Annotated in this window: 20 protein-coding genes; 10 read left to right on the top strand and 10 right to left on the bottom strand. The window is 63.2% G+C overall.

The window, feature by feature from the left end; genetic code table 11:
* The first annotated feature begins 142 nt into the window (after positions 1–142).
* The 5 genes from G365_RS0105220 (at position 143) to arsB (ending at position 3,422) form a co-directional block, all read left to right on the top strand.
* Complete coding sequence (locus G365_RS0105220) at positions 143–499, top strand: ArsR/SmtB family transcription factor (RefSeq protein ID WP_019644453.1); 357 nt, start codon at positions 143–145, stop codon at positions 497–499.
* Between the two features lie 128 nt (positions 500–627).
* A complete protein-coding gene (locus tag G365_RS0105215; protein ID WP_019644452.1) occupies positions 628–987 on the top strand; it encodes an ArsR/SmtB family transcription factor in 360 nt (119 codons plus the stop codon).
* A complete protein-coding gene (locus G365_RS0105210) occupies positions 984–1,493 on the top strand; it encodes an ArsI/CadI family heavy metal resistance metalloenzyme (protein ID WP_019644451.1) in 510 nt (169 codons plus the stop codon). The genes G365_RS0105215 and G365_RS0105210 overlap by 4 nt, the downstream gene beginning before the upstream one ends.
* A gap of 4 nt (positions 1,494–1,497) precedes the next feature.
* Positions 1,498–2,397, top strand: a complete 900-nt coding sequence (arsC, locus tag G365_RS24625; RefSeq protein WP_019644450.1) for an arsenate reductase (glutaredoxin) — start codon at positions 1,498–1,500, stop codon at positions 2,395–2,397.
* Between the two features lie 2 nt (positions 2,398–2,399).
* A complete protein-coding gene (arsB, locus tag G365_RS0105200; protein ID WP_019644449.1) occupies positions 2,400–3,422 on the top strand; it encodes an ACR3 family arsenite efflux transporter in 1,023 nt (340 codons plus the stop codon).
* Between the two features lie 105 nt (positions 3,423–3,527).
* On the opposite strand, the gene G365_RS0105195 is transcribed toward arsB, so the two are convergent.
* From G365_RS0105195 to G365_RS0105160, 8 genes are all read right to left on the bottom strand, one after another.
* Complete coding sequence (locus G365_RS0105195; protein ID WP_019644448.1) at positions 3,528–4,286, bottom strand: class I SAM-dependent methyltransferase; 759 nt, start codon at positions 4,284–4,286, stop codon at positions 3,528–3,530.
* Between the two features lie 402 nt (positions 4,287–4,688).
* Positions 4,689–5,657, bottom strand: coding sequence for a hypothetical protein (locus tag G365_RS0105190; RefSeq protein WP_019644447.1), 969 nt, complete (start codon positions 5,655–5,657; stop codon positions 4,689–4,691).
* 2 nt (positions 5,658–5,659) lie between these two features.
* On the bottom strand, positions 5,660–6,811 hold the full coding sequence (locus G365_RS0105185) for an AAA family ATPase (protein WP_019644446.1): 1,152 nt from the start codon (positions 6,809–6,811) through the stop codon (positions 5,660–5,662).
* Entirely contained in the window at positions 6,811–7,929 is a 1,119-nt protein-coding gene (locus tag G365_RS0105180) for a DUF262 domain-containing protein (RefSeq protein WP_019644445.1), read from the bottom strand. The genes G365_RS0105185 and G365_RS0105180 overlap by 1 nt, the downstream gene beginning before the upstream one ends.
* Positions 7,930–8,509: 580 nt before the next feature.
* On the bottom strand, positions 8,510–9,535 hold the full coding sequence (locus tag G365_RS0105175; protein ID WP_019644444.1) for an MBL fold metallo-hydrolase: 1,026 nt from the start codon (positions 9,533–9,535) through the stop codon (positions 8,510–8,512).
* Positions 9,536–9,634: 99 nt separating this feature from the next.
* Positions 9,635–10,510 carry a TIGR01459 family HAD-type hydrolase gene (locus tag G365_RS0105170; RefSeq protein ID WP_019644443.1) on the bottom strand — a complete coding sequence of 292 codons (876 nt, stop codon included), beginning with the start codon at positions 10,508–10,510 and terminating at the stop codon, positions 9,635–9,637.
* 14 nt (positions 10,511–10,524) lie between these two features.
* Entirely contained in the window at positions 10,525–11,595 is a 1,071-nt protein-coding gene (locus tag G365_RS0105165; protein WP_019644442.1) for a quinone-dependent dihydroorotate dehydrogenase, read from the bottom strand.
* Positions 11,596–11,616: 21 nt separating this feature from the next.
* Positions 11,617–11,994, bottom strand: a complete 378-nt coding sequence (locus tag G365_RS0105160; RefSeq protein WP_026345106.1) for a DUF952 domain-containing protein — start codon at positions 11,992–11,994, stop codon at positions 11,617–11,619.
* Between the two features lie 220 nt (positions 11,995–12,214).
* Here G365_RS0105160 and G365_RS0105155 point away from each other — a divergent pair, with 220 nt between their 5' ends.
* From G365_RS0105155 to moaA, 3 genes are all read left to right on the top strand, one after another.
* Positions 12,215–12,706 carry a YchJ family protein gene (locus tag G365_RS0105155; protein ID WP_019644440.1) on the top strand — a complete coding sequence of 164 codons (492 nt, stop codon included), beginning with the start codon at positions 12,215–12,217 and terminating at the stop codon, positions 12,704–12,706.
* Positions 12,707–12,754: 48 nt separating this feature from the next.
* Positions 12,755–13,507 carry a YkgJ family cysteine cluster protein gene (locus G365_RS0105150; RefSeq protein WP_026345105.1) on the top strand — a complete coding sequence of 251 codons (753 nt, stop codon included), beginning with the start codon at positions 12,755–12,757 and terminating at the stop codon, positions 13,505–13,507.
* A gap of 114 nt (positions 13,508–13,621) precedes the next feature.
* Complete coding sequence (gene moaA, locus G365_RS0105145) at positions 13,622–14,599, top strand: GTP 3',8-cyclase MoaA (RefSeq protein ID WP_019644438.1); 978 nt, start codon at positions 13,622–13,624, stop codon at positions 14,597–14,599.
* A gap of 70 nt (positions 14,600–14,669) precedes the next feature.
* On the opposite strand, the gene G365_RS0105140 is transcribed toward moaA, so the two are convergent.
* Positions 14,670–15,449: a hypothetical protein gene (locus tag G365_RS0105140; protein ID WP_019644437.1), complete on the bottom strand. Its 780-nt coding sequence runs from the start codon at positions 15,447–15,449 to the stop codon at positions 14,670–14,672.
* Between the two features lie 213 nt (positions 15,450–15,662).
* Entirely contained in the window at positions 15,663–16,082 is a 420-nt protein-coding gene (locus G365_RS20430; RefSeq protein ID WP_019644436.1) for an SRPBCC family protein, read from the bottom strand.
* A 124-nt stretch (positions 16,083–16,206) separates the two neighbouring features.
* Here G365_RS20430 and G365_RS20425 point away from each other — a divergent pair, with 124 nt between their 5' ends.
* A complete protein-coding gene (locus G365_RS20425; RefSeq protein WP_019644435.1) occupies positions 16,207–17,139 on the top strand; it encodes a LysR family transcriptional regulator in 933 nt (310 codons plus the stop codon).
* 72 nt (positions 17,140–17,211) lie between these two features.
* Positions 17,212–17,979, top strand: a complete 768-nt coding sequence (locus G365_RS0105125) for an NAD kinase (protein ID WP_019644434.1) — start codon at positions 17,212–17,214, stop codon at positions 17,977–17,979.
* Positions 17,980–18,027: the final 48 nt, after the last annotated feature.

The following is an 18,027-nucleotide window of genomic DNA, read 5'->3' as shown; positions in this document are numbered from 1 at the left end:
CTTCCTGAGAACATCCGCCCCGAGATCAAACGATCATATACAAATTTTCTAGTGGATTCCGATATGCCTCTTATAAGATAAGAGACACTCTCAAAACGCGGGATCAACCCGCGCAACAAAATTATGACTCAGAGCAGACAACATGGAAGCAGATCTGGAAACGCTTCAGGACAATGCGCGCCGGGCCAGCGCACTCCTGAAGGCAATGAGCAACGAACACCGGCTGATGGTCCTCTGCCAGCTGGGCGCAGGGGAGAAGTGCGTCGGTGAACTGGAAAAGCTGGTTGGCCTAAGCCAGTCGGCACTGTCGCAGCATCTGGCACGCCTGCGCCGCGACGATCTGGTTAAGACCCGGCGCAGCGCCCAGACGATTTTCTACAGTCTGAAGGGTAAAGAGGCCAGCACGGTCATCAACACCCTCTATGACCTGTACTGCACCCCGGACAGCACCGCCAACAGCAACGCCACCCTTGCCGAAGGCGTCGCCGCCACGGCATAACCGATCCGTTCAGTCTGCCTGACCGGCGGACAGACTCCCTCCTGACAGCCCGCCCCTTCCCCAGGGGGCGGGCTGTTGCGTCTGTACTTTCCGCTTGCGTTGCTCCATATTTCGATTATCGTTGAAATATGGAACAGAAAAACGCCGTCACCGCCCTCGCCGCTCTGGCACAGGACTCCCGCCTGACCGTTTTCCGCCTGCTGGTGCAGGCCGGGCCGGATGGGATGCCCGCCGGAAAAATCGCCGCCGCCAGCGGAATTGCCCCGTCGTCGCTGTCCTTCCACCTGAAGGAACTCAGCCACGCCGGGCTGATCACCGCCCGGCAGGAAGGCCGGTTTGTTATCTACAGCGCCGCATTTGCGGTGATGAACGGGCTGATCGCCTTCCTGACCGAGAACTGCTGCGCCGGTACCCCCTGCGGCACGGCGGAAGCCCCCTGCTGCCCGCCCCCTGAGGGACCGGCCATCAAGAAAGATGAGAGAGAATGAAACGTCTGCACGTCCACGTCACCGTTGCCGACCTCGATCAGTCGGTCCGCTTTTATTCCACCCTGTTCGCCGCTCAGCCGACCGTGCTGAAAGACGACTACGCCAAGTGGATGCTGGAAGACCCCCGCGTCAACTTCGCCATCAGCGCCCGTGGCAACGCCATGCCGGGGCTGGAACATCTTGGCATTCAGGCCGAAACCGCCGACGAACTGACCGACGTCTGGTCCCGCCTGAAAGACGCCGAGGGCCCGGTGCTGGAAGAAGGGGCCACCACCTGCTGTTACGCCCGCTCGGAAAAGGCGTGGATCACCGATCCGTCCGGCCTGCCGTGGGAAACTTTCCTGACCACCGGCGAAAGCACCACCTACGGCGACAGCAGCATGATCCGCCCGTCCGGCGACACGGCGGAAGCCTCCGCCTGCTGCGTGCCGAGCGCCGAAAAGATTGCCGCCGCCGCACAGAAGGCAGAATCCTCCTGCTGCGCCCCGTCCTCCGGCTGCTGCTGACAGAATGGGCGGCCTGACCCTGACCCGGCTGGACGCGGCAGACCTGCCGGATCTGGCCGCCGCCCTGACCGCCGCCGGACTGCCTGCCGATGACATCGGCCTGCCGGGCCGGATGTTCTGGGCCGCCCGCCGCGACGGCGTGCCGGTCGGCTACGGCGGGGTGGAATACTCCGCCGCCAGCCCGCACGACGGCCTGTTACGCTCCGTCGTCATTCTGCCCGCCCGGCGCGGACTGGGGGACGGCAGCGCGCTGATCGCCGCCCTGACAGCAGAGGCCCGCCACACTCTCGGCCTCTGCCGCCTGTGGCTGCTGACCACCACCGCCGACGGCTTCTTCCGCCGCCTTGGTTTTGTCGCCCATGACCGCACCGCCGCCCCGGCAGTGGTGACGGACAGCGCCCAGTTTTCCGCCCTCTGCCCGGCCAGTGCCGTGCTGATGGCCCGCCCCACGGATCCCCCTTCCATGACCAACATCACCATCTATCACAACCCCGCCTGCGGCACGTCGCGCAACACACTGGCCCTGATCCGCAACAGCGGCGTGGAGCCGGAGGTGATTGAATACCTGCTGACCCCGCCCGACCGCGCCACCCTGCGCGACCTGATCGCCCGCATCGGCACCCCGGTGCGCGACGTGATCCGCCAGAAAGGCACCCCTTACGCCGAGCTGGGGCTGGATGACCCGGCGGTGTCGGAGGATGCCCTGATTGACGCGATGGTCACCCACCCGATCCTGATCAACCGGCCGATCGTCGTCACCCCGCTGGGGGTGCGGCTGTGCCGCCCGTCGGAAGCGGTGCTGGATATTCTGCCCGACCCGCAGCAGGGCCCCTTCACCAAGGAAGACGGCGAAGTGGTGATCGACGCCGCCGGAAACCGCGTGACCCCCGGCACCGGAGGCTGATCATGAGCCTGTTTGAACGGTATCTGTCCCTGTGGGTCGGCCTGTGCATCGTCGCCGGGCTGAGCCTTGGCCATCTTTTCCCCGGGGTGTTCCAGACCATCGCCGCGCAGGAGGTGGCGCAGGTCAACCTGCCGGTCGCCGCCCTGATCTGGCTGATGATCGTGCCGATGCTGCTGAAAATCGACTTCAGCGCCCTTGGCCATGTGCGCGAGCACTGGAAAGGCATGACCATCACGCTGGTCATCAACTGGGCGGTCAAGCCGTTCTCGATGGCGCTGCTCGGCTGGCTGTTCATCGCCACCCTGTTCCGCCCGTGGCTGCCCGCCGACCAGATCGACAGCTACATCGCCGGGCTGATCCTGCTGGCCGCCGCCCCCTGCACCGCCATGGTCTTCGTGTGGTCGCGCCTGTGCGGCGGCGAACCCCACTACACCCTGACACAGGTGGCGGTGAACGACCTGATCATGGTCTTCGCCTTCGCCCCGCTGGTCGGGCTGCTGCTCGGCGTTGCCGCCGTCACCGTGCCGTGGGCGACCCTGCTGCTGTCGGTGCTGCTGTATATCGTGCTGCCGGTGGTCGTCGCCCAGCTGTGGCGGCGCGCCCTGCTGCGCCGGGGCGGAGACACCGCCCTTGCCGCCGTGCTGGCCCGCCTGCACCCGGCATCGCTGCTGGCGCTGCTGTCCACACTGGTGCTGCTGTTCGGCTTTCAGGGCGAACAGGTGCTGGCCCAGCCGCTGATCATCGCCCTGCTGGCGGTACCGATCCTGATTCAGGTGTATTTCAACGCCGGTCTGGCCTACTGGCTGTCCCGCCGCTTTGGCGTCGCGTGGTGCGTCGCCGCCCCCGGTGCGCTGATCGGGGCGTCTAACTTCTTCGAACTCGCCGTCGCCGCCGCCATCAGCCTGTTCGGCCTGTCCTCCGGCGCGGCGCTTGCCACCGTCGTCGGCGTGCTGGTGGAAGTGCCGGTGATGCTCTCCGTCGTCAAAATCGTCACCGCCAGCAAGGGGTGGTACGAGCGGCGATAAAGGGTGACGGGGGTGTGGGCTGTTGCGCCTGCTTATGGGCGCTGCCCACACCCGCCAAGGGCCAATGGCCCTTGGATCCCGCCTTCCGGCCCCCGTCAGGCAGGGTTACGCGGGCCGCACCGCCTCGAAGGTGATAACCTCATCATCGTTGCGCGGTGCCCTTTGATGCTGGTAATTGCCCGAGGCCACGACATCGACAAAACCGGCACGCTGCAACGCCATCGAAAACTCATCGACGCCCCACCACCGCAGCTTAAACAAATCCAGCTCCGATGCCACAAGGCCCCCATCCCGCCAGAGCTCATACCGCAGATAGCTTAGTGTGGTCTGCGCGACGTAATCGGTTTCCCCCCGATGATCCGTCAGTGTCAGCAGATCCCCGGCCTCTGTTTTCCACCGCCGAACCGAACTGGCCGGCCCAAAGAAACTGCCGATCGGATCAAGGTCTATCATCAGTTTCGCGCCGGGGGCCATACACGCATAAAACCGGCGGAGCACAGCGATGGCAGATGCCGTCTCGGTGATCAGCTGAAACGACCCCGCCGGGATGATGACGGCGGCAAAGCTTTTGTCATAGGCGAAGTCTTCGAATGTCTGCCGCGTCACGCTGGCAGAAAGGTTCCTCTTCGCGCACGCATCCCGGCAGTACCCCAGCATTTCGTCAGACGCATCGAACCCCTCAACCGGGAAACCGGCCTCGAGCAACGGCACATAAACGCGACCGTTGCCGACAGCAGGCTCCAGAATCAGCCCCTCGGTCCCGCCAAGGCGCTGCTGATAATACTCCACATCGCCGAAGGAACGCCCGACCGGCTTATCCAGAGTATAGACCAACGACGCCAGCGTTCCGTAACGGTTGTTCATTTCAGTCCCGTAAAGATTAAAGTTCGCCGTAAGCGGCACTAACAGTCCTAAGCCTCAAGGATAAAGACCCTTGCATCCTTAAAGACCGTATAAGAGGTGCCCTATACCCTTTGGGGGGTCAAGCCCCCCACCCCTTTGTAAAGGGGAGTCCGACTGGCGACAGGGTTCGGGGGTGTGATCTGTTGTGCCTGTTTATGGGCACTGCCCACACCCGCCAAGGGCCATTGGCCCTTGGATCCGGGGGAAGACTGTTTTCCGAGATGTCCAAATCCTCCAGACGCCCCCATGCGCGAGTCCACTGTACGTTACGTTAATAGTGACATCGTCTATTTGACGTAACGGTTGCCCGTCACGCTGACCGAAACAAAGATAGAAGATGAGAACCATAGAAATTGGACAGAATTACAGGTGCTCCCCGATGTACAGAACCTTCAGGCGGCTCCTCCCAGCGGGCATTGGCCACTCATAATGTATCCTATAGTTAACCTCAAGACGGACTTTTCCGTGATTTGGGCAAAGTATGTCGGCCCCGGTCTCTGGGTCATTGAACGTAAACCGATCCCTGTTCCCATCCCCGACCTCCTGCCCTGAAAACCGACTACGATGCCCACAAACATAAGTATTTATCCAATCATTAACCTCTCTCGAACCATCCCCATGTTTAATCCTTGCCAAAGATAAATCATTCAGAAATTTTAGTATTTCAATAATCGCATCATTTACTGAACGATTATATGGAAGGCACCTCATGTTTCTAATGATCTGATCCCGCGGGATATAAAGATTGGGAAACCGCTCGATAGCTTCATCCACCATCGCGTCCCAGTTACGAGGTCGCGCTAGCGCGGCGCAAAGTCCGCGAATTGCCGCAACGTCCCATTGATTGGGAACATTGACCAACTCAGGCTCGGGCACACCATCGCGCAGGGCTGCAAGTTGGACGTGGGGTTTCTCGAAGGCAGGATTTCCCTCGAAACTGAAAGCTCCCGCATCCTCCCCCCGCCAAAGGCGACGGGCGACGACACCCAACCCCAGACAGGTCACATCCCGGCTATCATGGTAAGCTATCACGGGCACTTCCGGGGCCGACATCATAACCGGCCCTTGCTGGTCCGAAGTCGCAAATGGCCCTTTGGTCAGCCAGCCAAAGACGATCTTCCGAGCATCGGCAGGCAGGGCCGCAACAGCATCGCGGACTGTCTTCCCGTCAGTTATGGGCCAACAGTGGAGCTGCACGGTGCAGTCGATCAGATGTCCGTTATTCCGAATATACATTGCGGCCTTGACCAGCTCCAAGAGCTCTGCAGAAAAGCGCTCAAGGTCAACGTATTGACGGCTGATCGACAGCTCGTTGACAGTCCAAGTAACCATGCTCAAACCCACCCTGCGAGGCTTCCGAGGTCCTTTTCCGCTTGATCGAAAAAGCCGTCCGGCCAGTCGCTGACACCACCGTGAGTGTCCACATAGGCCGAGATCACAGGCGAAGCACCTTTCTCGCCACCGGTGAAGAAGTGCACGGCGACTTGATCGGGGATGAGGATACCATCCTTGACCGCCAGCCGAACCCCATTAAGGACGTGGTCACTGTGGGATTCTAAGATGATCTGGACACCAGCCTTCACCATGGCAGCGATGAAGGTCGCCATTTTCGACTGCGCTCTGGGATGCAGATGGGCTTCGGGACTGTCGATGATTAGCACTTGACCGGGGGCAGCAAGCAGGCCCGCGACCAGAATGGGGAAGGCATAGGTCAGGCCATAGCCGATATTGGCGGGCCGACGCCATTCATCCGTCATAGAGCGGCGCAATTGCAGTTGCACCAATCCGGTCTGTTCCAGAAATCCCGCGTTGACCTGTGCACCAGGGAACAATTCGCTGGCCCAGGCTCCCACTTGCCGACGCAGGGTGGTACCAGCCTCACCTCGATGCCGACGAGCTTCCTCGACCTCTTCGTCAAGGTATTGTGCTAGCCACCACGATGCGAATTGGCCGCACGGGCCGACATCAGCGTGAACTGGCTCGACATCCTCGGGGGACGGGAAGGTGGGGCTCAGTCCGGTGCGCACGGCGCTGATGAAAATGGTCTTCAGGATAGTATCGACCAGACCCATTGCATCTTTGGATATCCCTCCCCGCCATGGAGAAAGGGTTGGCAACTTGATCTCGCGCGTCCCCGTCTCGTCTTCAACGCTCACGGAGGAGATGTCGAGTGCTGTTGCTGTCCGTCGATCCTCTGCCTCGAGGATCCACCTAACCCTGGAGTTGCCAGCCTGAGCCCCCAACATCAGTGTTCGGCTGTCCCCCCGCATGACTTCCGCTGCAGTGCCCAGCTGCGCCAATGGACCGTTAAGAGCGATCCTGCAGCTTTCCGGTGCCGATCTCAACGTCTGGGCCAGCAACAGTAACACTTGGGTGACTGTCGATTTTCCGCCAGCATTAAAGCCTGTAAGCAGCGTCAGCGGTGCGACCGGCAGGGCAAGAGTCTCGAAGCACTTGAAATTACCGAGAAGGATTCGCTCGATCATTATATAATCCCCTTGAGGGCCTCATACACAATGGAAAAACGAGCATGGACCTTTTTGGTACCAGTCGTCGATGTGCTGATCGAACTAACAAATTTCTGATTGTTGACGAGCAAGTCAACAACGACTTTATGAACGCGTCGCTCTTGGCTTTTGGAAAAATCTCTCGAAATATCAGAAAATATAACTGAAAACACGTCAAACAGAGATATATTTATAGAAGAACGCTTTTGCTCTCCATTTCCATCTGCCAACGATTTTCGGAAAGAATGTGCGCCAAAAAGCTTTGAATTTAAAAGCATGGAGCGTTCGAAATCTTGCATTAAATTTTCGAGCTGCTCTTCACTGAGCGTATTCATATGCTCCAATGCTTGCCCCAGAAAGCCATCCATGTCTTCATTTTTATACTGCTCGTACCCTAGCAAACGGAAGGCACAGAAGCGGTTTATCGCTTCGCGGTCGCGCATGATCTCAGCGTCGAACAGATCATGCGTGGCTTGCAGGAACGCCTTGCTTTTAGCTGCCCTACTCAGCCACCGCGTGGCCGGACCGCTGTAAAGGCAATTACGCATTTGCTGACGGCTGAGGGGGACACCACTGTTAACCCGATCAAAAATGTCAAGTTTCGCCCGTTCAGGGGCTTTATGGTCAAGGATGTAGAAGATCAAGGGCGTATCCTGTATGCGCTCCTGCAGGGTCACGGAAAGCTCGTCGAACTTTTTTCCATTAAGGGGGTGCTGCTTACCATCCGCAGTGTCGTGAAATTCCAAAGCGAATTCGTCGCTCATATAGCGGCACAATGTCGTCAGCCGCTGCAATCCGTCCACGACTATGATTTTTCCGTCCACTGCCTCAGCCACATAAAAGACCGGGAGCGGGATGCGCATCAGACAAGACTCAATCAGCCGGGACTGCCTGTCCGTCTTCCAGACGAAGTCGCGCTGGAAATCAGGATCCAGCTGAAAACGCTTTTTCTTGATCCGAATGGCGGTCTCAAAAACGGTTCGCTCTTCGCGACGAACAAACACACTGTCGAGAGGGTATTCCTCTCCCCAGCCGACACTACGCCCGCCGACGTCGTAACCTTCGATATCCTTGTCAGGCTTCTCGCTCATCGTCATGATCACCGTTCATTGATCTTGGTGGTACTGTTAATATCAAGCTAATTCATGGCAAAGCCACGAGGGGCCAAGTCCATGATGGTTGCAACAGCACTTCGGCTGCCACTGCTTCCGCCGCTTCACCTTCCCCTATTACTCCTTGCCCCGAGACGTCCGTATCGCCGTTCTTAAGCCCAGCGACCTGCCTTGAAAATTTCATGCACCCATGAATAGATACCTTTTCATTATACATCCCAAGGGGAAGATTGAGCATGTAAAAACTGCAATCACCTACCAGCTTTCTATGATTTGATTCGGGTCGTTATAGATTTTGGGGTTTTGCAGAAAGACTGTTTTCTTTAACGAGTGTCGGCGCATGTTTTGGAGGAAAGTGGTAACATTAGCGCAACTTATGTCATGTGCCTGATATGTCGTGAAAATGGACCATCTCGAGGTGAAGGAGGCCGAGCCTCCTTCCGGGGCCAGCGGGGCAGAGCCCCGCTTTCCTTTTGCGTCTATCGGGGGCAGAGGCCCGCTTTCTCTTTGCTTGGCAGGCATATAGCCTGCCGGGGGCAGCGCCCCGCCTCACCAGCCCAAACCCTCACCGCACCGCATAATAGCGGTAGGTGCCATCGTCGCCGGTCAGGCGGTCGATGCGGTCCTGCCCGATCAGGAAGTGCAGGTGCGCCAGCACTTCGCCGATGGCGAAGTAGGTCTGGTGGTCGTCCAGCGCGCGGGGGAACATCACCGGCACCAGCTCCATCGCCGTGTGCGGGCGGTCGGCGCAGGCTTCCTCGCAGACGTGCAGGCGGTCGGCGTGGTGGGCCAGCAGGTCGTCGATGCGGGCGTGCAGGCCGTGGAAAGGGCGGCCGTGGCTGGGCAGCACCAGCGCGGAGTCCGGCACCTGATGGCGCAGGATGCGCAGGCTTTCGGTAAACAGCGCCAGCGGGTCGGCCTCGGGTTCCTGCGGCCAGACGCTGATGTTGGGGCTGATGCGCGGCAGCACCTGATCGCCGGAGATCAGCACATCCAGCGCCGGGCAATACAGGCAGGCGTGTTCCGGCGAATGGCCACGCCCGACGATCACCTGCCACAGGTTGTCCCCAATCCACAGGGTCTGTCCATCGGTCAGGCGGCTGATGCGGCGCGGCAGCGGGGCCACGCGCGGGGCGTAGGGGTTCCGGCGCGCCCGCACCTTTTCCAGCTGCTCCGGCGTAAAGCCGAGGGAGCGGTAAAAATCCACCTGCCGCTCGGTAAAGTCGGGGGTCTGGTCCAGCGACAGCATGACCCCAAAGGTCCATTCGCCCAGCGTCGCCCACAGCTCGCAGCGGAAGCGGTCGCACAGCCATCCGGCCAGCCCCATGTGGTCGGGGTGGAAGTGTGTGGAAAACACCCGCGTCACGCTGCGCCCGGCCAGCGGGCCGGTAAAGATGCTCTCCCACAGGGTGCGGGTGTCGGGGGTGGCGACGCCGGTGTCGATCAGGGCAACGCCATCCCCGTCTTCCACCACCCACAGATTGATGTGGTCCAGCGCGAAGGGCAGCGGCATCCGCAGCCACGAAACACCGGGAGCCACCGGAATCAGGGTGCCCGCCGCCGGGTTGTCGGTCCACGGATAGGTCAGCATGCGTCCGGTCTCCCTGCGGGGTGGGGGCAGTCTGGCCCCTGTTTATTAACTCATAAAAATAAAGGGGCGGGGCCGGGGCCTCGCCCCCTTCCATCACATTTACCAGATAAAGCCGCCGACGGTGGCGGTGACGGACAGGCCTTCGCTGTCCAGCAGGGCCTGTACCTTAGCCGGATCGGCAGAAACCCCGTAGGAACAGCCGAGCGTGGCGGCATGGATGCCCCCGGTGACAAACAGGCAGTCCAGCCCGGCATTGGCCGCGCCCTGCACGTCGGTTTCCAGCGAATCCCCGACCACGCAGACCCGGGCCGGATCAACGCCCAGCACCGACAGGCAGGTGTGATACACCGCCGCATCGGGCTTGCCACGGTTGACGACGGTGCCGCCAAGGCGGATGTATTCGTCGGCCATCGCCCCGGCGCACATCACCGGCTGCCCCTGCCGGATCACCAGCTTGTCGGGGTTGGCGCAGATCATCGGCAGGCGGCGGGCGGCCCCGGCGGCGAGGATCTCGCGGTACAGATCCAGCCCGTGGGTCAGCTCGGTCGGGCCGGTGTTGACGATAAAGGCGGCGTCTTCCAGCGCCACGCGGCGCACCGGCACCTCGTCGAACACCGACAGGTCACGGTCCGGCCCGATGTGATAGCAGGTATCACCCAGCCCGGCGAAAAACGGGTCACGGCGGGCAATCAGGTCAAGGCGCATGGCCTCGCCCGATGACATCACCTCGCCATACAGGTCGCGGGGGATGCCCATTCCGGCCAGATGGTCGATCAGCACGCCGGGGCGGCGCGGGGCATTGGACAGCAGCATGGTCTTCTTCCCCGCCGCCTTCAGGGCGCGCAGGGTGTCGGCGGAGTGCGGGAAGGCGGCGAAACCGTCGTGAATCACCCCCCACAGATCAAGGATGAAGGCATCATAATCCCCGGCGATCTCGCGGACGGAGGACAGGGACCGGAACGGAACGGCAGACATCGAAGATCCCTCTCTCAACGGTGATCGGCGCCGACGGCATCGGCAATACTGGCGAAGCCGTCACGCTCCAGCAGGGTCAGCAGACCGGCCTTGATCTCCTGCACCAGCGACGGGCCGCCGTAGATCAGCGCGGTATACAGCTGCACCAGCGTCGCCCCGGCGCGGATCTTGGCATAGGCATCAGCGGCGGAGGCGATCCCCCCCACCCCGATCAGCGGCAGGCTGGCGCCGGTGCGCTTCGCCATCCGGCCCAGCAGGGCGGTGGACATGGCGTAAACCGGCCGCCCGGACAGGCCGCCGGTCTCGCGGCGGCTGGCGCCTTTCAGGGTCTCCGGGCGGGTGATGGTGGTGTTGGAGACGACCAGCCCGTCCAGACGCCCGCCGCTGTGTTCCGACAGGGCGACGGCGGCAATATCCTCTTCATCCTCGGCGGTCATGTCGGGGGCGATCTTCAGCAGCAGCGGCGTCTGCGCCCCGGTTTTCCGCAGGGCGGCATGGGTGCGCTGGATGATTTCCACCAGCGGGCCGCGCCCCTGCAACGCCCGCAGGCCCGGCGTGTTGGGGCTGGAGACGTTGATGACCAGAAAATCGGCCAGCGGCGCAAAGGCGGCGGCCCCTTTTTCATAGTCGCTGGCGGCGTCCTCGGTATCCTTGTTCTTACCGAGATTGACGCCCAGCAGACCGGGGCCGGAGCGGTCACGCGCCGCCAGCCGGGCCCGCACCACGTCCAGCCCGTCGTTGTTAAAGCCCATGCGGTTGATCACCGCGCCGTCTTCCGGCAGGCGGAACACGCGGGGGCGCGGGTTGCCGGGCTGCGGGCGCGGGGTGACGCCGCCGACCTCGACAAAGCCGAACCCAAGGCCCAGCAGGGCGTCGGCGGCCTCGGCATTCTTGTCAAACCCGGCGGCCAGCCCGACCGGATTGGCAAAGGTACGGCCCCACAGGCTGACGGCAAGGCGCGGATCCGCCGGGGTGCGGTCACGCCCGGCCAGCCCGCACTTCAGGGCTTTCAGGCCCATGCGGTGGGCGGTTTCGGGGTCCATGCGGCGCAGCAGCGGCCCGGCGAGAACGTAGGGGTCAAACATGGCGGCTGCCTCCTTGCTGAATCAAATAAACCCGTCCACACCCAGCCCGTCGGGGAAGCGGTAATCCCCGTTGGCATCGCGCGGCACGGCATCGGCGGCCATCACCGCTTCCAGCGGCAGCGGGCCGTACAGATGCGGGTAGAGGTTGCCTTTGGTCGATGCCTCCATCTTCACCGGGCTTTTCAGGGCGTCGCGGTCAACGGTCAGCACCATCAGATCATCCAGCCCCGGATACCAGCGCCCGGCGGTACCGGCCACCTGCTCGGCGGTGGACAGATGAATGAAGCCGTCGGCGCGGTCGGTGTCAGAGCCGGTGAACTCTCCGGCAGCAGCGGCGGCTTTCCAGTCAGCGGCGCGGATCAGGCGGAACAGCAGCTTGGGGGCGGCGGTCTGTGTCATCGGGCGGGGGTCCCCTTCAATCACCGGCTCATCAATCCGGGGGTCATCAGTCGGCGCGGACCCTACCTGATTATGGCAGACAGGCAAAGACCCCAGTATGCGGCATACCGGTATGCACCCTGTCGGGCAGGCGGGCACAGGCCGGTCATCTTCTGTTCAGACTGGATCCTCTTTATTTCATAAACAAACCGTCATGTAAAAACTGATGCAGGTTGCCTGAATGTCTGACTCTCCCCTGCCCTGCCCCTGTGGATCCGGCCTTCCCGGTGATGCCTGCTGCGGCCCGCTGCTGGCGGGGCAGCCCGCCGCGACGGCAGAAGCCCTGATGCGGTCCCGCTATACCGCCTTCACCCATGGCGACATTGCCTATCTGCAGCGGACGATGGCCCCCGACATCCAGATGGACTTTGACCCGGTGGAAACCGCGCGGATCGCCGGGGAAGCCGACTGGCTGGGGCTGGAGGTGCGGGCCGTCAGCGCCGCTGACGCCGATACCGCAACGGTGGAATACATCGCCAGCTTCCGCCTGAACGGTCAGAAGCGGATTCATCACGAACGCGCCGAGTTCCGCCGGGACTCCGGGGCCGGATGGCTGGTCTGCGGCGGCGAGGTCAACCCCAAAGGCGAAACGGTCCGCAACACCGCCCCCGGGCGGAATGACCCGTGTTCCTGCGGATCGGGGAAGAAATATAAAAAGTGCTGCGGCGGGTAAAACCGCCTGAGGCGAAACGCCGGGCCCTCTGGCGGAAAGGTCTGAAAAATTCATCATTTTCAATGCACCGCCTGCGGTAAATGCTGCCACGGCCTGCTGCCCCTGCTGCTGGACGAAGCGCTGGAGCACGCCGGGCGGCTTCCGCTGGCCATGCTGTGGACCGTGGTGCCCCCCGGCAGCCGGTCCGCCGGGCTGGTGGCCCGGCTGGGGGCCAGCGTGACCATCGGGCGGAAGAAAGCGCTGCCGGTGGAAATTACCGCCGTCGCCTGGCTGCCGGAGACCACCCCCTGCCCGGAGCTGACGCCCGATGGCCTGTGCGGCATCCACAGCGCCAAGCCGCAGCGCTGCCGGACCATGCCGTTCTATGCCGGGCGGGAAGAAGCCGATCAGGCCCCGTTCCTGCTGCCGCGCCCCGGCTGGCAGTGCGACATTTCCCGCACGGCTCCGGCAGTTTACGACGGCGGGGTGGTTCTCGACCGGGCCGACTTCGATACTGAACGGCAGCGTCTGGAACAGCAGGCTGACACCATCCGCGCCTATGCCACCCGGCTGGTGTCACAGTCCGCCCCGCTGGTGCGGGATCTGGAGGTGCTGGGCAAGCGCCCCGGCGGCGGGCGTCTGGCGCTGGCCTTTACCGGCATCCTGCCGCGTCTGGGCGGCGACACCGCCGCCTTTGCCCGGCAACAGGTGCCGGTGCTGCGCGCCATGGCGGCCCTGACCGCAGAAACACCGGAACACCGGCGCTTCCACACGTATTATGCCTCCACCCTGCGGGCGCTGGAACCTTTTGTTCCGGCTTGATTCCGGTTAAGGCGCGGCCCCCTGTCTTCCGGCAGGGTCTTGCGGTAATGCGGAACCCTCCTTACGCTTAAGAGTTACGGTTCCGTATGTCCTCATCCGGCGGAGTTCTGGCGCGTGATTGATCCCTTTGGCCGCAAAGTCACCTATCTGCGCGTCTCCGTGACGGACCGCTGCGACCTGCGCTGTACCTACTGCATGGCCGAGGAGATGACCTTTCTGCCCAAGGCCGACCTGCTGTCGCTGGAAGAGCTGGAGCAGGTCTGCGGGGCCTTTATCGACGCCGGAGTGGAAAAGCTGCGCATCACCGGCGGCGAGCCACTGGTGCGTAAAAACGTCATGACCCTGTTCCGTGCGCTGGGCAACCGCCTGAACGGCGGCGGCCTGCAGGAACTGACGCTGACCACCAACGGCACCCAGCTGGCCCGCTTCGCCGCCGAGCTGGCGGACTGTGGCCTGAGGCGGATCAACGTCTCGCTCGATACCCTGCGCCCCGACCGGTTCCGCACCATCACCCGCTGGGGCGATATCGACGCCGTGCATAAGGGGCTGAAAGCGGCACAGGCCGCCGGGCTGGCGGTGAAAATTAACACCGTCGCCCTGCGCGGCTTTAATGATGATGAATTCGACACGCTGGTGCGCTGGTGCGGCGAGGAAGGGTTTGACCTGACCTTCATCGAAACCATGCCGATGGGCAGCGTTGACGGCCGCCCTGACAGCTATCTGCCGCTGACCGCCGTGCGCCGCGATCTGGAAAGCCGCTGGACCCTGACCGACAGCCTCTATCAGACCGGCGGCCCGGCCCGGTATGTGACGGTGGCGGAAACCGGGCAGCGGATCGGCTTTATCACCCCGCTGACGCACAATTTCTGCGAATCCTGCAACCGGGTGCGGCTGACCTGCACCGGCATGCTGTATATGTGTCTGGGGCAGGATGACAGCGCCGACCTGCGCAGGGTGCTGCGCAGCGACCCCACCCGCCTGCCGGAGGCGATCGCCGAGGCCATTGGCCGCAAGCCGAAAGGCCACGACTTTTTCGAAGACCGCCTGAACCGCCCTGCCGTCGCCCGCCACATGAGCGTCACCGGCGGCTGACCCTGTTCCGGCAGCCGGACCCTAAGAAAACCCCCCACCCGGTTCCCCGGGCGGGGGTTTTTAACAGACCTTAAATCGGGGCCGGGGCCGGGGTGCCGTTATGCACGCTCGGCGAGGTGATCACGTTACTGGCGGTGGTGTTCATATAGGTGACGATGTTACCCGGATCGTCGTAGCGGTCGCGTTCCTGAATGCTGCGCGACGGCGCACCGAAGGAGAAGCGCACGCCGACCATCACATAGCCCGGCCCCTGATTGCTCATGCCGGTATCAACGAGGTAGGAAATGTTGCTGTCATCCTGCAGGCGGAACTCGCTGCCCAGCTGCACATAACGGATGTTCGACGCCCCACCGACGGAGGACGCCAGCGCCACGTTGGGGGTGGCATAATAAATGCCGCCGACCGAGGCATAACCGGTGCTGTCACCGTGGGAGTTCTGCACCCCGGCGGACGGCAGGACCGAGAAGTTGCCGAGATAGAATTCGCTTTCCACACCGTAGCGGTAGATCACCGTCTCGGCATCTTCATGCGGGCCGTTCAGCTTTGACCACATCCCGGTCACGCCCAGCAGCATGCTTTCCGGGTCACGGTAAAAGGCGTGACCGGCCAGACCGCCCCGGTTGTCGCGGTCGGCGTTGCCGAAGGCGGCATCCATCTGGAACCCGAAATCATGGCCCATCGGCACGGTCGCGGTAGCCCCCGCCACCACCGCCGGGCCACCGGACAGGGCACCGGCGCTCAGGTCAGCCTTGACGTTGGGGGCCGAAACCGCCGGGGCATCCCCGGCAACCGCCGGAGCGGCAAAAGCAAGCACCGGCAGCAGCGCGGCCAGAACAGTCAGCTTCTTCATGGTTAAAACTCTCTCTCCACACCCGCCGCAGGCAGGCGGCAGGCCCAGTTCATCCACAATCCCACCCCGGCACGGGCCGGTACGGAAATCATCACCCCACATACAGAATATCTGAGTAACACAGCCCCGGTCCCTGTCCAGCCTCTTAAGAGGGGAAACCGGTGCTTTTTCCCGCACACTCCGCACAGAGAAACAGCGGATGCAGAGACACCCTCAGCGCCGCAGAAACGCCGCAGCCCCACACAGCCCGGCGGAAAACACCCCGCACAGCCGATCCGCCAGCGCCGCGCCGTCGACCCCGGCCTGCGGGCGGAATCCGGCGCTCCAGTCTACCCGGCAGTCAAACACCCCGGTCTCCCGCACCGTCAGGGCCGCCGAATAGTCCTGCACCGGCAGCGGGCCGCTGACGAGGGTATAGTGATAGCTGCGGGCGGCCTCATCCCGGGCGGTGCAGTGTTCTATAATCTCCGCCCCGTCGGCCAGCGTCACCCGCCGCCGGGCCGGATCACCGGGCAGCAGCGGGCTGGACAGAACGCCGGGGTGCCAGTCGGCAAGGGCGGAAAACCCGCCGATCCGCTGCCAGACATCTGCGGCAGGAATCGGCAGGGGCAGGCAGGTATGAACGCGGATCATCAGACTTTCCCTTCCGGTTTCAGTGCCCCCGGGGCGGAGGCCTCGACAGCGCCACTCTGCCCCGCTAGGGTTCAGTCCGTCCAAGTCTGTTTCTGACCATTTTAAGACCGGTAAGGACTGATCTATGCCATCCCCCCCGGATCTGACCCTGCTGCGCGCCTTTACGGTGACTGCCGAGGAAGCCACGGTCGGCCGTGCCGCCGCCCGCCTGCACATTACCCAGTCGCCGTTAAGCCGCCAGTTGCAGCGGCTGGAGGCTGATCTCGGCTTTGCGCTGTTTCACCGGGTGCGTAAACGGCTGATCCTGACGGCGGAAGGACGCCAGTTTCTGCCACAGGCCCGCGCCCTGCTGGAGCAGGCGGACCGGCTTGCCGCCGCAGCCACCCGTCTGAAACGCGGGGACGATCTGCCGCTGACGGTCGGCTATGTGCAGGCGGCACTGCACAGCGGCCTGCTGCCCGATGCCCTGCGGCAGTGGCAGACCCTGACCGGCGGCAGCGGTGCGGTACGGCTGCGGCTCCTGCGGTCACACGAACAGGCGACGGCGCTGGAACGGGGGGAACTTGACCTCGGGCTGGTCCACAGTCTGCCCGATGGCCCCGGCTTCGCCCACCGGCTGCTGGGAACGGACCCGATCCGGCTGGCCCTGCCCGCCGGTCATCCCGGCGCACTCCCGGCGGTGCCGGTGGCGGCTGACCTTGACGGCCAGCCGTGGATCGCACTGGACCGTGCCCTGAATCCGGCCTTCCGCCGTCAGTTCATTGACGCCTGCCGCGACTGGGGCTTCCGGCCCGACATCCGGTATGAAACGGCGGATGTACCGACCGCGCTGTCGCTGGTTGCCGCTGGCCTCGGCTGTGCGCTGGTGCACGCCGGGGCAACCCGCTGGGGGGTTCCCGACGGGGTGGTGCTGCGCCCCCTGCCCGGTTTTCCCATCACCCTGACCACCTATGCGCTGTGGCGGCAGGATACGCCGTCAGCCGCCGCCGCCCGTCTGCTGGCCCTGCTGCCCGACCCCGGCGGCCCCCTGCCCGCTCACGGCGGGGCCCAGCCCTGAGAAAACCCCTATCGGAGACAGAACAACCCGCTCTATACTCCGCGCCAAGTTCAGTCTTCAACGTGCGGTGTCATGGACCCCGAGAACATCTGCTTCACCGCCGCCGATACCCCGACGGCGCAGGAAGCCCTGACCAAGCTGCGGCACCGCTACGGGCATACCCCGGCGGAACGGGCCGACGTGATTGTGGCCCTGGGCGGAGACGGCTTTATGCTGGAAACGCTGCACCGCCACATGATCCTCGATAAGCCGATCTACGGCATGAACCGGGGGACGGTCGGCTTTCTGCTGAACACCTACCTCGAAGATGATCTGCCGCGCCGTCTGGCCCGGGCACAGGCCGTCACCCTGCACCCGCTGCGGATGCAGGCGACCACCAGCACCGGCGACAGCATCATCGCGCTGGCAATCAACGAAGTGTCGATGCTGCGCCAGACCCGTCAGGCTGCCAAGCTGAAGATCCGCGTTGATGGCCGCACCCGCATGGCAGAGCTGATCTGCGACGGGGCGCTGGTGTGTTCCGCCGCCGGATCAACCGCCTATAACCTGTCGGCGCACGGCCCGATCCTGCCGATGGGGTCGAACGTGATGGCGCTGACCCCGATCTCAGCCTTCCGTCCCCGGCGCTGGCGCGGGGCAATCCTGCCGCATACCGCGAAACTGGATTTCGAGGTGCTGGAAGGCGAAAAGCGCCCGGTCTCGGCAGTGGCGGATTACACCGAAGTGCGCAATGTGACCCGGGTGGAGGTGACGGAAGACCGCACCGTCACCCTGCGCCTGCTGTTTGACCCGGAACATAATCTGGAAGAGCGGATTCTGTCAGAACAGTTTAACGGCTGATCCGTGGCCCGTGCCTGAAACGGCGGACCGGCCTGCATAAGGACACGT

The sequence above is a fragment of the Novispirillum itersonii subsp. itersonii ATCC 12639 genome (assembly GCF_000381985.1).
GTDB classification, from domain to species: domain Bacteria; phylum Pseudomonadota; class Alphaproteobacteria; order Rhodospirillales; family Rhodospirillaceae; genus Novispirillum; species Novispirillum itersonii.
The sequence above is the reverse complement of the archived record's forward strand: the minus strand, read 5'-3'. Positions and strand labels throughout refer to the sequence as shown.

Coding starts and splice junctions, on each gene's coding strand:
- G365_RS0105215 (WP_019644452.1), top strand. CDS start 628: ATGGAACAGAAAAACGCCGTCACCGCCCTCGCCGCTCTGGCACAGGAC.
- G365_RS0105185 (WP_019644446.1), bottom strand. CDS start 6,811: ATGATCGAGCGAATCCTTCTCGGTAATTTCAAGTGCTTCGAGACTCTT.
- G365_RS20425 (WP_019644435.1), top strand. CDS start 16,207: ATGCCATCCCCCCCGGATCTGACCCTGCTGCGCGCCTTTACGGTGACT.
- G365_RS0105140 (WP_019644437.1), bottom strand. CDS start 15,449: ATGAAGAAGCTGACTGTTCTGGCCGCGCTGCTGCCGGTGCTTGCTTTT.
- G365_RS0105180 (WP_019644445.1), bottom strand. CDS start 7,929: ATGACGATGAGCGAGAAGCCTGACAAGGATATCGAAGGTTACGACGTC.
- arsB (WP_019644449.1), top strand. CDS start 2,400: ATGAGCCTGTTTGAACGGTATCTGTCCCTGTGGGTCGGCCTGTGCATC.
- G365_RS0105170 (WP_019644443.1), bottom strand. CDS start 10,510: ATGTCTGCCGTTCCGTTCCGGTCCCTGTCCTCCGTCCGCGAGATCGCC.
- arsC (WP_019644450.1), top strand. CDS start 1,498: ATGGGCGGCCTGACCCTGACCCGGCTGGACGCGGCAGACCTGCCGGAT.
- G365_RS0105190 (WP_019644447.1), bottom strand. CDS start 5,657: ATGGTTACTTGGACTGTCAACGAGCTGTCGATCAGCCGTCAATACGTT.
- G365_RS0105165 (WP_019644442.1), bottom strand. CDS start 11,595: ATGTTTGACCCCTACGTTCTCGCCGGGCCGCTGCTGCGCCGCATGGAC.
- G365_RS0105175 (WP_019644444.1), bottom strand. CDS start 9,535: ATGCTGACCTATCCGTGGACCGACAACCCGGCGGCGGGCACCCTGATT.
- G365_RS0105220 (WP_019644453.1), top strand. CDS start 143: ATGGAAGCAGATCTGGAAACGCTTCAGGACAATGCGCGCCGGGCCAGC.
- G365_RS0105155 (WP_019644440.1), top strand. CDS start 12,215: ATGTCTGACTCTCCCCTGCCCTGCCCCTGTGGATCCGGCCTTCCCGGT.
- G365_RS20430 (WP_019644436.1), bottom strand. CDS start 16,082: ATGATCCGCGTTCATACCTGCCTGCCCCTGCCGATTCCTGCCGCAGAT.
- G365_RS0105210 (WP_019644451.1), top strand. CDS start 984: ATGAAACGTCTGCACGTCCACGTCACCGTTGCCGACCTCGATCAGTCG.
- G365_RS0105125 (WP_019644434.1), top strand. CDS start 17,212: ATGGACCCCGAGAACATCTGCTTCACCGCCGCCGATACCCCGACGGCG.
- G365_RS0105195 (WP_019644448.1), bottom strand. CDS start 4,286: ATGAACAACCGTTACGGAACGCTGGCGTCGTTGGTCTATACTCTGGAT.
- G365_RS0105160 (WP_026345106.1), bottom strand. CDS start 11,994: ATGACACAGACCGCCGCCCCCAAGCTGCTGTTCCGCCTGATCCGCGCC.